Genomic DNA, 12,918 nt, shown 5'->3' on the forward strand with positions numbered 1-12,918 from the left:
CACGGCCGTGCAGCGCCAGCGTTCGTCGTCGCCCTTGTGGAGGCGGAACGCCAGGCGCATCCCCTGATCAAGGCGCCCCAGCTAGCGAAAAGCACCCCGCCGTCGATCCCCCCACGGGTCGACGGTCGGGGCGCTTTCCTGTGCCCCGGTGCGGATTCCCCCCACGGGATCCGGCCGGGAGTCTGGGTGCGCGGCCCTGTGTCATGGCTGCTGCGGTCTGCCGGGACGCGTACGACATCGGGAGGGCCGCTCAAAGCTCCCCGGTGCACGTGCCCCGGCCAACGCTCCGGGACATCCCCCAAGATGTCCCCGGCACCGGACGGATCCCCCAAGATCCCTCTGGTGTCGCCCTCTTAGACTCGCGAGCCCTCCTGATGGTTACGTTCCGATCGTTGTGATCTACGTCTCTTGCATATGTCGGGTCCGTGCACAAGAGGGCCCTTATGCGGATACGACCCCGAGGTGAGAGTCCCGCGAAGACAGTGTGAAGGATCGCGTCTCTATGTGAAAGACCGCAAGCGGAGGCTGTTGGTGACGACGAACACGGACGAGAACGCCATGGCCGCCCCGGCGAGCATCGGATTGAGCAGTCCGGCGGCGGCGAGCGGCACCGCGGCGACGTTGTAGCCGAAGGCCCAGAAGAGGTTCCCCTTGATCGTGGCGAGGGTCCTGCGGGACAGCCGGATGGCGTCCGCCGCGGCCCTCAAGTCGCCGCGCACGAGCGTCAGGTCGCCCGCCTCGATGGCGGCGTCCGTGCCCGTGCCCATGGCGAGGCCGAGGTCCGCCGTGGCGAGCGCCGCCGCGTCGTTCACCCCGTCCCCGACCATCGCCACGACCCGGCCCTCGTCCTGGAGGCGGCGTACGACGCCGGCCTTGTCCTCGGGGAGCACGTCCGCGTACACGGTCTCGATGCCGACGTCGCCCGCGACCGCCTCCGCGACGGCCCGGTGGTCGCCGGTCAACAGGACGGGCGTGAGCCCGAGTTCCCGCAGGGCGCGCACGGCCTCCGCGCTGGTGTCCTTGACCGTGTCGGCGACCGTGAGCAGACCGCGCGCGGCGCCGTCCCAGGCGACGAGGACGACGGTGCGGCCCGCCGCCTCGGCGCGGGCGCGGGCGTCGGCGAGCGCGTCGAGGCCGGTGACGCCCGCGTCGGCGAGCAGCCGTGCGCGCCCGGCGAGCACCGCGTGCCCGTCGACGGTGCCGCGCACCCCGGACCCGGGGACGTTCTCGAAGTGCTCGGGGGCGGGCAGCGCGGCCACGGCGAGCCCGAGGCGCTCGGTGGCGCCCGCGGCCACCGCGCGGGCCACCGGGTGCTCGGAGGCGTGCTCCAGGGCGCCCGCGAGCCGCAGCAGCTCCTTCTCGCCGGTGCCGGCGGCCGCGTACACCTCCTGAAGGGTCATGCGGCCCGTGGTCACCGTGCCGGTCTTGTCCAGGACGACGGTGTCCACGCGCCGCGTCGACTCGAGGACTTCGGGGCCCTTGATGAGGATGCCGAGCTGGGCGCCGCGCCCGGTGCCGACGAGCAGGGCCGTCGGGGTCGCCAGGCCGAGCGCGCACGGGCAGGCGATGATCAGGACGGCGACGGCGGCGGTGAACGCGGCGGCCGGGCCCACGCCGTTGCCGAGCCAGAAGCCGAGCGTGGCCACGGCGAGCGCGATGACGACCGGCACGAACACGGCGGACACGCGGTCCGCGAGCCGCTGCACCTCCGCCTTGCCGCTCTGCGCGTCCTCGACGAGCCGGGCCATCCGGGCGAGCTGCGTGTCGGCGCCGACGCGGGTCGCCTCGACGACGAGCCGCCCGCCCGCGTTCACCGTGGCGCCGGTCACCGCGTCCCCCACGGCGACGTCCACCGGCACGGACTCGCCGGTCAGCATCGAGGCGTCGACGGCGGACGCGCCCTCGACGACCCGGCCGTCGGTGGCGACCTTCTCGCCGGGCCGCACGACGAACCGGTCACCGACCGCCAACTGTCCGACCGGGATCCGCACTTCCCGCCCCGCCCGCAGCACGGACACGTCCTTGGCGCCGAGCTCGAGCAGCGCCCGCAGCGCCGCCCCCGCCCGCCGCTTGGAGCGCGCCTCCAGATAGCGGCCGAGGAGGATGAAGGTGACGACCCCTGCGGCGACTTCGAGATACAGCGCCGACGCGCCGCCCCCGCGCTCGATGGTCAGATCGAAGCCGTGCCGCATCCCCGGCTCGCCCGCCGTCCCGAGGAACAGCGCCCACAGCGACCAGCCGAAGGCGGCGAGCGTGCCGAGCGACACCAGCGTGTCCATGGTGGCCGCGCCGTGCCGGGCGTTCACGAAGGAGGCCCGGTGGAAGGGGAGTCCGCCCCAGACGACGACCGGCGCCGCCAGGGTCAGGGACAGCCACTGCCAGTACTCGAACTGCAGCGCGGGCACCATCGCGAGCACGATGACGGGCAGCGCGAGCGCGGCGCAGACGAGCAGGCGGCGCAGCAGCTCGTCGGCCTCGGAGGGCGCGGCGGCCTCGTCGGCCTCGTCCCGTGCCGGGTCCGGCACGGCCGGGACGATCTCCCGTGCCGTGTAGCCGAGCTTCTCGACCGTGGCGACGAGGTCGGCGACCTCGACGCCGTCCCCGTAGGCGACCTTGGCCTTCTCGGTGGCGAGGTTGACCGACGCGGTCACGCCCTGAATCCGGTTCAGCTTCTTCTCGATGCGGGCCGAGCAGGAGGCGCAGGTCATGCCGCCGACGGCGAGTTCGACCTCGGAGGTGTTCATGGCGGTTCTCTCCGCTGCGTACGGGGCGCGAGGCGTGGGCGTACGGAAAGGGGTCCGGGCCCCGCGGCGGTGGCGTGCCGCGGGGCCCGGTGGGACGGACGAGGGGTCAGGCGGCCTCGCCGACGAGCTCGTACCCGGCCTCGTCGACCGCGGCGCGCACCGCGGCCTCGTCGAGCGGCGCCGCCGAGACCACGGTCACCTTGCCGGTCGAGGCCACCGCCTCGACGGAGCTGACGCCGTCGAGCTCGGAGATCTCGCTCTTGACCGCGCCCTCGCAGTGACCGCACGTCATTCCCGTCACGTCGTACACGGTGGTGACGGTGCCGGCCTGCGAGGTCTGGGCGTTGGCGCTCATGTCGTACTCCTCAGTGAAGGGTGTGGTCACAGGGAACCCCCTGACATCCGTCATCCTATACCCCTAGGGGGTACTTTCCAAGAAGGTTCGTGAGACCTCTGTCACTCGCCTTTGCGGGTGCGGTTGCCGGGCCGCGCGGCCACCCAGGCGCGGATGGTGTCCGCGTACCAGAACGGCTTGCCGCCCTCGACGTGGTCGGGCTCGGGAAGGAGTCCGTGCTTGCGGTAGGAGCGCACGGTGTCCGGCTGGACCCGGATGTGCGCGGCGATGTCCTTGTACGACCAGAGCCTGCGGTCGGTCATCAGTGGCTCCTCCCTGTGCGCGCCCAGGGCGGCCGATGGGCCGACGGGGGAGCTGGGCGCGGCACTGGCGTCACTCAGCCTGTGCCCCGTGAACGACAGAGAGTGACCGTGGGGGCGCGGCTGTCGACCGGCTGTGACGGGAAACCCGCGTACACGCGACATGTGTGACGAGAAGGCGTTGATTGTGACGGAAGTGACGCACCGGGGTGGCGCGAACGAGGGGCGCGACCGGGGGCGTGTTCACGCATCGTGGCGGCGCGCGGCGGAGGCGCGGGCGCACGGCCGACGGTGGGGGCGGCGGGGCGCGGGGGCCTGGCGCGGGGGAGGGGCGTACGGGAGGGGGGGGCGGGCGGCGCCGTACGAGAGTGGGGGGGGAGGGGGCGGGCAGCGCCCCGGCCGGGCCCGGCGTGCGCTCAGGGCCCGGCCGCGGGCGGCGTCAGGCCCCGCGTCACACCCGTGTCACACCGGCGTCACGCCCCGCAGGACCGCAGGAACGACCGGGTGCGGCGGGCGATGGGCAGGGGCTGGTCCGGCGGGCACGGGTACATGTCCTGCTCGACGATGGCGAACAGGTCGGTGCCCAGCTTCTGCGCTGCCGCGAGCACCGGCTCCAGGGCGGGCACCCCGGTGGGCGGCTCGCACATCACGCCGCGCGCCACGGCGGGCCCGAACGGCACGTCCTGCTCCCGCACTTCGGCGAGGACGGCCGGGTCGACCTGCTTGAGGTGGAGGTAGCCGATGCGCTCGCCGTAGGTCTCGATGAGCTTGACGCTGTCGCCGCCGCAGTACGCGTAGTGGCCGGTGTCCAGGCACAGCGAGACCAGGTCCGGGTCCGTCGCGTCGAGGAAGCGGGTGACGTTCTCCTCGGTGTCGATGTGGGTGTCCGCGTGCGGGTGGACGACGATGTCCAGGCCGTAGCGCTCGCGCACCTCGTGGCCCAGGCGCTCGGTCTGGGTGGTCAGATCGCGCCACTGCCCGGGTGTGAGCGTGGCGTCCTCCAGGACCTCGCCGGTCTTGTCGTCGCGCCAGAACGACGGGATGACGACGAGGTGCCGGGCGCCCATCGCCTGGGTGAGGGCGGCGATGGACGACACGTGCTCCCACGTCTTGTCCCATACGTCCGGGCCGTGGTGGAGCCCCGTGAAGACCGTGCCCGCCGAGACCTTCAGGCCGCGGCGCCGCGTCTCGTCGGCGAGTTCGGAGGGGTCGGTCGGCAGATAGCCGTACGGGCCGAGCTCGATCCACTCGTATCCGGAGTCGGCGACCTCGTCGAGGAAGCGGCTCCACGGCACCTGCTGGGGATCGTCGGGGAACCACACGCCCCAGGAGTCGGGGGCCGAACCGATCCGGATGCGGGACAACCGGGCGGACCGGGACAAGTTCGTCTGCTGCGCCATGGCCGCAAGCCTCGCCGTCCGCCGAGAACAGTGTCAAGCAGTAGTCCGAATGTAAGGACAAAATGTTGACAGGGTTCCTGGGACGGGATTAGACCTGAGGGAAGCCACCACGAAGGGATGTGCAGGGTGACCGATCCGCACCCGGATCCGTCCGCCGACGCGGGCGCCGATCCGTACGACGTCATCACGATGGGCCGGATCGGCGTCGACCTGTACCCCTTGCAGGCCGGGGTGCCGCTCGCGCAGGTCACGACGTTCGGGAAGTTCCTCGGCGGCTCGGCGACGAACGTGGCGGTGGCCGCCGCCCGGCTCGGCCGGCGCGTGGGCGTCGTCACGCGGACGGGGCAGGACCCCTTCGGGGCGTATCTGCGCGGGCAGCTGCGGGAGTTCGGCGTGGCCGAGCAGTGGGTCACGGAAGTGCCGGGCCTGCCGACGCCGGTCACCTTCTGCGAGGTGTTCCCGCCGGACGACTTCCCGCTGTACTTCTACCGGCAGCCGAAGGCTCCCGACCTGGAGATCCGCGCGGACGAGCTCGACCTCGGCGCGCTCGCGGCGGCGCGGATCTTCTGGATGACCGGCACCGGCCTGTGCGAGGAGCCGAGCCGCGGCGCGACGCTCGCCGCCCTCGCCGCCCGCCCCGCGGGCGGGACGACCGTCTTCGACCTCGACTGGCGGCCCATGTTCTGGCGCGACCCCGATGAGGCGCGCCCCCACTACGCCGCGGCGCTGCGGCACGCGACGGTCGCGGTCGGCAATGTGGACGAGGTGGAGATCGCCACGGGCGTGCGCGAGCCGCGCGCCGCCGCTGAGGCGCTGCTCGCGGCGGGGGTCGAGCTGGCCGTGGTCAAGCAGGGCCCGAAGGGCGTGCTCGCCGTGAACCGGGCGGGGGAGGAGGCCGAGGTGCCGCCGCTGCCGGTGACCGTGCTCAACGGGCTCGGCGCGGGTGACGCGTTCGGCGGGGCGCTGTGCCATGGGCTGCTCGCCGGGTGGGAACTGGAGCGGGTGATCCGGTACGCCAACGCGGCGGGGGCGATTGTCGCTTCGCGCCTGGAGTGCTCTTCGGCCATGCCGTACGAGGCCGAGGTCGAGGTCGCTCTGGAAGCGGGGGCGGTCCTGTGAGCACATCCGTGGACGTCGCCGCGCTCGCGCGTACCCGTGCCCGGCACCCCGAAGCCATCGCCGAAGCCGCCGCCCGCAGGGGGCGGCGGGCGCTGCTCGGGCCCTCCGGGCGGCTGATGATCATTGCCGCCGACCATCCGGCGCGCGGCGCGCTCGGTGTCGGCAAGGACCCGCTCGCCATGGCCGGCCGGGCGGACCTGCTGGAGCGGCTGTGCGTCGCCCTGGAGCGGCCGGGCGTGGACGGCGTGCTCGCCACCGCCGACATCCTCGACGACCTGCTGCTGCTCGGCGCCCTCGACGGCAAGGTCGTGATGGGGTCCATGAACCGGGGCGGGCTCGCGGGCGCCGCCTTCGAGCTGGACGACCGCTTCACCGGCTACCGGCCCGAGGACCTCGACCGGCTCGGCTTCGACGCGGGCAAGCTCCTGCTGCGCGTCGACTACGACGACCCCGGCTCGCTCACGACGCTGCACTCCACGGCCCGCGCCGTCGACGCCATGGCCGAGCGCCGCCTGCCCGTCTTCGTCGAGCCGTTCCTGTGCGGCCGCAGACAGGGGGACGGGGCGCTGCGCAACGACCTGAGCGCCGACGCGGTCACCCGGTCGATCGCCATCGCCTCCGGGCTCGGCGGCACATCGGCGTACACCTGGCTGAAGGTCCCCGTCACCGAGAACCCCGACGACATGGCGCGCGTCATGGAGGCCTCGACGCTGCCCGCGGTCCTCCTCGGCGGCGACATCGGGGACGATCAGGACGCGGCGTACGAGAAGTGGCGCGGCGCGCTGCAACTGCCCACCGTGTACGGCCTGGTCGCGGGCCGGACGCTGCTCTACCCGCCCGACGGGAACGTGGCGGGCGCCGTCGACACGGCCGTCGGCCTGCTGTAGCCGTGACATGCGACGTGACGTGCCGTTGGGGGTACGCATCCAAGAGGAGGAGGCCCGCATGACGTACGTACCGAAGGGCAGCGCCGCCGACGGGCCCTACGCCCTCGCCGTGGACCCCAAGCGCGCCGCCTGGACCTATTCCAGCCTGCGCGTCGTCGAACTTCAGCCCGGTGGAGTGCACTCCTTCGCCACCGGGGAGAGTGAATGGATCGTGCTGCCGCTGACCGGCGGCTGTACGGTGCACGCGGAGGGCGAGATCATCGAACTCCTGGGCCGGGAGAGCGTGTTCAGCGGAGCCAGTGACTTCGCTTACGTTCCCCGCGCGGCCCACATCCAGATCGCCTCCGGTGCGGGAGGCCGCTTCGCTTTGGCAGGAGCGAAGTGCGAGCGCCGACTCCCCGCCCGCTACGGCCCCGCGCCGGAGGTCCCCGTCGAACACCGCGGCAGCGGCAGCTGCGCCCGGCAGGTGCGCAACTTCGCGTCGGCGGACGCGTTCGACTGCGACCGGCTCATCGCCGTCGAGGTGATCACGCCGGGCGGCAACTGGTCCTCGTACCCGCCGCACAAGCACGACGAGCACCGGCCGGGCGTCGAGTCCGAGCTCGAGGAGATCTACTACTTCGAGATCGAGGGCGACGCGGGCTTCGGCTACCAGCGGGTCTTCCCCTCGCGCCCGGGCGGCACCGACGTGCTCGCCGAGGTGCGCTCCGGCGACGCCGTGCTCGTGCCCGACGGCTGGCACGGGCCGTCCATCGCCCAGCCGGGCCACGCCATGTACTACCTGAACGTGATGGCGGGCCCCGGCGAACGGGAATGGAAGATCTGCTTCCACCCGGATCACACGGAGGGATACCGATGAGCCAGACGACGGGCGCGAGCGGCCGGAACGGCACCGTCCGGCTCACCACCGCCCAGGCCCTGGTGCGCTTCCTGGCCCGGCAGTTCACCGAGCGCGACGGCGAGCGGCACCGCCTGATCGGCGCGACCTGGGGCATCTTCGGGCACGGCAACGTCGCCGGGCTCGGCCAGGCCCTGGTGGAGCACGGCGACGAGATGCCCTTCCACCAGGGGCGCAACGAACAGGCCATGGTGCACGCGGCGGTCGGCTACGCCCGGCAGTCGGGCCGGATGTCGACGCACGCCGTGACGACCTCCATCGGCCCCGGCGCCACCAACCTCGTCACCGGCGCCGCCCTCGCCACCGTCAACCACCTGCCCGTGCTGCTCCTGCCCGGCGACACCTTCGCCACGCGCCCCGCCGACCCGGTGCTCCAGCAGCTCGAAGTCCCGTACGCGGGCGATGTGTCGGTGAACGACTGCCTGCGCCCCGTATCGCGGTACTTCGACCGGATCACCCGCCCGGAGGCGCTGATTCCGGCGGCGCTCGCGGCCGTGCGCGTCCTCACCGACCCCGCCGCGACCGGCGCGGTCACCCTCGCCCTGCCGCAGGACGTCCAGGCCGAGGCCTTCGACTGGCCGCTCGGCTTCTTCGCGGACCGCGTCTGGGCCGTCCGCCGCCAGGCCCCCGACCCGGCCGAACTCGACGCCGCGGCGCGGGCCGTGCGCGCCGCGTCCCGGCCGCTGATCGTCGCGGGCGGCGGCGTCCACCACAGCGCCGCCGAGGACGCCCTGAAGGACCTCGCCGACGCGACCGGCATCCCGGTGGCGTCCACCCAGGCCGGCAAGGGCTCCCTGCGCCACGACCACCCCGCGGACGTCGGCGGCATCGGCCACACCGGCACCGCGACCGCCGACGAACTCGCCCGCACCGCCGACCTGGTCATCGGCGTCGGCACCCGCTACAGCGACTTCACCACGGCGTCCGGCACCCTCTTCGCGGCCCCCGGCGTGCGGTTCCTGAACCTGAACGTGGCGCCGTTCGACGCCCACAAGATGGCGGGGGCCACGGTCGTGGCGGACGCCCGTGCGGGGCTTGAGGCGCTGACCGGCGCCCTCGCGGGGTTCCGCGTCGACGCCGCGTACGAGAGCGCGTACGCGGACGACAAGGCCCGCTGGGAGCACCGCGTCGACGCCGCGTACGAAGCGCACGAACCCGACGTGCGGCCCACCCAGGCGCAGGTGCTCGGCCTGCTCGACGAGCTCGTCACCGACGAGGACGTCCTCATCAACGCGGCGGGCTCGCTCCCGGGCGACCTGCACAAGCTGTGGCGGGCCCGCTCGCCGCGCCAGTACCACGTGGAGTACGGCTACTCCTGCATGGGCTACGAGATCCCGGCCGCGATCGGCGTCAGCATGGCCGCGCCCGAGCGGCCCGTGTGGGCGCTCGTCGGCGACGGCACGTACCTGATGATGCCCACCGAGATCGTCACGGCCGTGCAGGAGAACATCCCCATCAAGGTCGTGATCCTGCAGAACCACGGCTACGCGTCCATCGGCGGCCTCTCGGAGTCCGTGGGCGGCGAGCGCTTCGGCACCGCCTACCGCTACCGCGCCCCCGACGGCTCGTACACGGGCGACCCGCTGCCCGTCGACCTCGCGGCCAACGCGGCCTCGCTCGGGCTTCCCGTGCGACGCGCGAAGACCGTCGGCGACCTGCGCGATGCCCTGCGCGAAGCGCGCGGAGCGGACGGCCCCACATGTGTCTACGTGGAGACGGAAACGGCAGACACAGTGTCGGGCCCGCCCCCGGCACAGGCGTGGTGGGATGTGCCCGTGGCCGAGATCGCGACCCGTCCGTCGGCGGTCAAGGCCCGCGAGGAGTACGACCGGCACGTGTCCGCCCGGCGCCGCCATCTGTGAAGGAGTACTTGGCATGACGAAGACCGTCGACCACTGGATCGGTGGCAAGGGCGTCGAGGGGACGTCCGGGAGCTACGGACCGGTCACCGACCCGGCGACCGGCGCCGTCACCACCCAGGTCGCCTTCGCGAGCGTGGACGAGGTGGACGCGGCGGTCGCCGCCGCCAAGGCCGCGTACGCGACGTGGGGCCAGTCCTCACTGGCGCAGCGCACGAGCGTCCTGTTCAAGTTCCGCGCGCTGCTCGACGCGCACCGCGACGAGATCGCCGCGCTGATCACCGCCGAGCACGGCAAGGTGCACTCCGACGCGCTCGGCGAGGTCGCGCGCGGCCTGGAGATCGTCGACCTGGCGTGCGGCATCAACGTACAGCTCAAGGGCGAGCTGTCCACGCAGGTCGCGAGCCGCGTGGACGTCGCCTCCATCCGCCAGCCGCTCGGCGTCGTCGCGGGCATCACGCCGTTCAACTTCCCGGCCATGGTGCCGATGTGGATGTTCCCGATCGCCATCGCGTGCGGCAACACCTTCGTCCTGAAGCCCAGCGAGAAGGACCCGTCGGCGTCGATGCGGGTCGCCGAACTGCTCGCCGAGGCGGGCCTGCCGGACGGCGTCTTCAACGTCGTCCACGGCGACAAGGTGGCCGTGGACCGCCTCCTGGAGCACCCGGACGTGGCGGCCGTGTCCTTCGTGGGCTCGACCCCCATCGCCCGCTACATCCACGCCACCGCGTCCGCCAACGGCAAGCGCGTGCAGGCGCTCGGCGGCGCCAAGAACCACATGCTGGTCCTGCCGGACGCCGACCTGGACGCGGCCGCCGACGCCGCCGTCTCGGCCGCGTACGGCTCCGCCGGTGAGCGCTGCATGGCCATCTCGGCCGTCGTCGCGGTCGGTTCGGTCGGCGACGAACTCGTCGCCAAGATCAAGGAGCGCGCCGAGAAGATCAAGATCGGCCCCGGCGACGACCCGGCCTCCGAGATGGGCCCGCTCATCACGGCCGCGCACCGCGACAAGGTCGCGTCGTACGTGACGGGCGCGGCGGCGCAGGGCAGCGAGGTCGTCCTGGACGGCACCGGCCACACCGTCGAGGGGTACGAGGACGGCCACTGGATCGGCCTGTCCCTGCTCGACCGGGTCCCGGTCACGGCGGACGCCTACAAGGACGAGATCTTCGGCCCGGTCCTGTGCGTGCTGCGCGTCGACACGTACGAGGAGGGCCTCGCGCTCATCAACGCCTCGCCGTTCGGCAACGGCACCGCGATCTTCACCCGGGACGGCGGCGCCGCGCGGCGCTTCCAGTTGGAGGTCGAGGCGGGCATGGTCGGCGTGAACGTGCCGATCCCGGTGCCGGTGGGCTACCACTCCTTCGGCGGCTGGAAGGACTCGCTCTTCGGCGACCACCACATCTACGGCAACGACGGCACGCACTTCTACACGCGTGGCAAGGTCGTCACCACGCGCTGGCCGGACCCGTCGGAGGCGCCGGCCGGGGTGGATCTGGGGTTCCCGCGCAACCACTGACCGTGAGCGAGCAGTGAGGGAAGCCGTCCGCAGAGCGGACGGCTTCCTTTCTTTTTCCGGGGAATGGCTGCGGTTCCCGTACGGAGTGCCCGAAACGGGCGAGTAAGGCAGTTACTGAATTTGACCTTGCTATCAAAGGTTTAGGGGCGCATCTTCTCGCTAGTCGTCACCCGTAGAGATCAACGGCTGGGATTCAATGGCGAGTTGCCCGGCTCCCGAGCTGCGGAATCCGTAGGTGAACGGCCATTGACGTTCTCTTGATGCCGGGGTTTCCATGACGCCGCACGCTTCGTACGAGCCGATCGGAATCCCCGTATGACCGAAACGCTTCACACCCCGTCGCCCGCGCCCCTCACGGAAACGGGGAGTCCGGTCACGGAAACGGGGAATCCGGCGCCGACCGAGGCGCCGCGGCAGCTGAAGCGTTCCATCGGCGTCGTCGGCGGCACCCTGCTCACCCTGTCCTGCGTCACCCCCGCCTCCACGCTCTTCGTGGTCGTGCCCGACCTCTTCTCGACGCTCGGCACCGCCACCGCCCTCACCATCGCCATCGGCGCCCTGCTGTGCGTGGGCGTCGCCTTCTGCTACGCCGAGCTCGGCACGCTGATCCCGAGCGCGGGCGGCGAGTACGCGATGGTGTCGACGATGGCCGGACGGCTCGCGGGCTGGCTGGTGTTCGTCCTGTCCCTGCTCGTCGTGATGATCGTGCCGCCGGTCATCGCCATGGGCACGGCGGACTACCTGGCGCCCCTCGTCCACATCGACGCGCGGTACGCGGGCGCGGGCGTCATGCTCCTCGCCACCCTCGCGGGCCTGCTCGACCTGCGCGCCAACGCGTGGATCACCGGCATCTTCCTCGTCCTCGAAGTCGTCGCCGCGGGCGTCGTCGCCGTCCTCGGCTTCGCGCACGCCGAGCGCGGCGCGGACAGCCTGCTGCGCCTGGAGGTGGCGGGCTCCGGCGGCGGCCCCGACGCCGTCACCGCGATGCTGATCGTCTCCGGCCTCGCCATCGCGCTCTTCGTCACGCAGGGCTTCTCCACGGCCGTCTACCTCTCCGAGGAGATGGAGAACCCGCGGCGCAACGTCGCCCGCACCGTGCTCCTCACGCTCGGCATCTCCGCGGTCGTGCTGCTCGTGCCGGTCGCCGCGATCACCATGGGCGCGTCGGACCTGGCGGCGCTCACCGGCGGGGACATCAGCGGCATGGTCGAGGCCTGGTCGAGCCCCGCCGTCGGCACCTTCATCAGCCTGTGCGTGGCCCTCGCCATCATCAACGCGGGCATCGTGATGGTCATCCAGAACTCCCGCGTCCTGTTCGCCTCCGCGCGCGACAAGGCGTGGCCCTCGCCCGTGAACGCGGCCCTGTCCCGCCTCGGCCGCTTCGGCTCCCCGTGGGTCGCCACGCTCCTCGTCGGCGTGCCGGGCGCCGCGCTGTGCTTCCTGAACCTGGACACGCTGTACGGGGTGACCGGGGTGTCCGTGACGGGGATGTACCTGCTCGTCGCCGTCGCCGCGCTGCTCGCGCGGAGGGGGTCCCACGGGGGCCTGCCCGCCTGGCGGATGCCGTTGTGGCCCGGGGTGCCGGTGGTCCTCATCGCGGTGCTCGCCTACGTCCTGAGCCGCCAGGACACCCCGTACCTCCTGTGGACCGGCGGCATCGTGGCCGTCGCGACCCTCTACTGGCTCCTCTACCTGCGCCCGCGGGCCGCTACGCGGTGGCTGGTGAGCGTGCCGGGGGAGTAGCCCGTCGCGAGTGCGCCCCAGTCCCACCCCTTCACCGCTGCATTGATTAGCGGCTCCGCCGCGGGCAGGGGGCTCCGCCCCCTGGACCCCCGGTC

The 12,918-nt window shown here is 72.6% G+C and carries 10 protein-coding genes; 6 read left to right on the plus strand and 4 right to left on the minus strand.

The features are described from left to right. Positions 1 to 500 precede the first annotated feature (500 nt). The 4 genes from ACFWZ5_RS40420 to ACFWZ5_RS40435 all read right to left on the minus strand — a co-directional run bounded on the left by ACFWZ5_RS40420 (position 501) and on the right by ACFWZ5_RS40435 (position 4,798). A complete protein-coding gene (locus ACFWZ5_RS40420) occupies positions 501 to 2,744 on the minus strand; it encodes a heavy metal translocating P-type ATPase (protein ID WP_384798263.1) in 2,244 nt (747 codons plus the stop codon). 106 nt (positions 2,745 to 2,850) lie between these two features. Next, the gene (locus ACFWZ5_RS40425) at positions 2,851 to 3,099 is read right to left on the minus strand and encodes a heavy-metal-associated domain-containing protein (protein ID WP_384798260.1); all 249 of its coding nucleotides are present in this window, start codon (positions 3,097 to 3,099) and stop codon (positions 2,851 to 2,853) included. Positions 3,100 to 3,200: 101 nt separating this feature from the next. Further along, positions 3,201 to 3,401 carry a helix-turn-helix transcriptional regulator gene (locus ACFWZ5_RS40430; RefSeq protein WP_384798257.1) on the minus strand — a complete coding sequence of 67 codons (201 nt, stop codon included), beginning with the start codon at positions 3,399 to 3,401 and terminating at the stop codon, positions 3,201 to 3,203. Positions 3,402 to 3,871: 470 nt separating this feature from the next. Beyond that, positions 3,872 to 4,798: a sugar phosphate isomerase/epimerase family protein gene (locus ACFWZ5_RS40435; protein ID WP_384798254.1), complete on the minus strand. Its 927-nt coding sequence runs from the start codon at positions 4,796 to 4,798 to the stop codon at positions 3,872 to 3,874. Positions 4,799 to 4,915: 117 nt separating this feature from the next. Here ACFWZ5_RS40435 and iolC point away from each other — a divergent pair, with 117 nt between their 5' ends. The 6 genes from iolC (at position 4,916) to ACFWZ5_RS40465 (ending at position 12,823) form a co-directional block, all read left to right on the plus strand. After that, complete coding sequence (gene iolC, locus ACFWZ5_RS40440) at positions 4,916 to 5,917, plus strand: 5-dehydro-2-deoxygluconokinase (RefSeq protein ID WP_384892236.1); 1,002 nt, start codon at positions 4,916 to 4,918, stop codon at positions 5,915 to 5,917. Beyond that, a complete protein-coding gene (locus ACFWZ5_RS40445; protein WP_384798251.1) occupies positions 5,914 to 6,804 on the plus strand; it encodes a deoxyribose-phosphate aldolase in 891 nt (296 codons plus the stop codon). The genes iolC and ACFWZ5_RS40445 overlap by 4 nt, the downstream gene beginning before the upstream one ends. Positions 6,805 to 6,862: 58 nt before the next feature. Then, positions 6,863 to 7,663, plus strand: a complete 801-nt coding sequence (gene iolB / locus ACFWZ5_RS40450) for a 5-deoxy-glucuronate isomerase (RefSeq protein ID WP_384798248.1) — start codon at positions 6,863 to 6,865, stop codon at positions 7,661 to 7,663. After that, entirely contained in the window at positions 7,660 to 9,564 is a 1,905-nt protein-coding gene (gene iolD, locus ACFWZ5_RS40455; protein WP_384798245.1) for a 3D-(3,5/4)-trihydroxycyclohexane-1,2-dione acylhydrolase (decyclizing), read from the plus strand. Before iolB ends, iolD begins: the two co-directional genes overlap by 4 nt. A 13-nt stretch (positions 9,565 to 9,577) precedes the next feature. Next, positions 9,578 to 11,080 carry a CoA-acylating methylmalonate-semialdehyde dehydrogenase gene (gene mmsA, locus ACFWZ5_RS40460; RefSeq protein WP_384798243.1) on the plus strand — a complete coding sequence of 501 codons (1,503 nt, stop codon included), beginning with the start codon at positions 9,578 to 9,580 and terminating at the stop codon, positions 11,078 to 11,080. A gap of 315 nt (positions 11,081 to 11,395) precedes the next feature. Then, the gene (locus ACFWZ5_RS40465) at positions 11,396 to 12,823 is read left to right on the plus strand and encodes an APC family permease (protein WP_384798241.1); all 1,428 of its coding nucleotides are present in this window, start codon (positions 11,396 to 11,398) and stop codon (positions 12,821 to 12,823) included. Positions 12,824 to 12,918: the final 95 nt, after the last annotated feature.

Source organism: Streptomyces sp. NPDC059003 (assembly GCF_042740445.1).
Classification (GTDB): domain Bacteria; phylum Actinomycetota; class Actinomycetes; order Streptomycetales; family Streptomycetaceae; genus Streptomyces.